This is a genomic window from Xenorhabdus sp. NBAII XenSa04, assembly GCF_963866145.1.
GTDB lineage: Bacteria > Pseudomonadota > Gammaproteobacteria > Enterobacterales > Enterobacteriaceae > Xenorhabdus > Xenorhabdus indica.
This window is the reverse complement of sequence record NZ_CAWMEB010000172.1, coordinates 1-521: the sequence shown is the minus strand read 5'-3', so window position 1 is coordinate 521 and position 521 is coordinate 1. Positions and strand designations below refer to the sequence as shown.

The window sequence follows — 521 nt, the reverse complement described above, 5'->3', positions numbered from 1 at the left end:
GGGGCAGGGAGTGCCCGGCGGTCAAGTTTGCCATTAGGGGTTAGCGGAAATGCTTCCAGTACCACATAGGCACTGGGCAGCATATAGCCCGCAAGATGTTGCGCCAGTTGTCGGCGCAGTTCAGCCGGCACCAGTTTAACCCCCGTCTGTGGCAGGAGATAAGCCACTAGCTGTTTTTGCCCCCCGGTTTTATCAGATATCGTTTCATGTAGGTGTTCACGTAAGCCTTCATGTAAGTCTTCACGCAGAAGAACCACTGCTTCACGCACACCGTGACACTGTAACAATCTGGCTTCAATTTCCCCCAACTCAATACGGAAACCGCGCAGTTTAACCTGAAAATCATTACGGCCGAGGTATTCGATATTGCCGTCAGGTAACCAACGGCCGAGGTCACCGGTTTTGTACATGCGCGCATCGGTATCCGTAGAGAACGGATCAGGCAGGAAACGTTCGGCCGTCAGTTCGGGGCGGTTCAGATAACCGCGGGCCACACCTGCCCCGGCAATATAAATTTCGCC

1 protein-coding gene is annotated in these 521 nt (G+C 53.9%); it reads right to left on the bottom strand.

What is annotated here, in order from left to right:
- On the bottom strand, positions 1-521 hold a 521-nt coding region (locus AAC147_RS07575; RefSeq protein WP_047686201.1), incomplete at both ends, for an AMP-binding enzyme.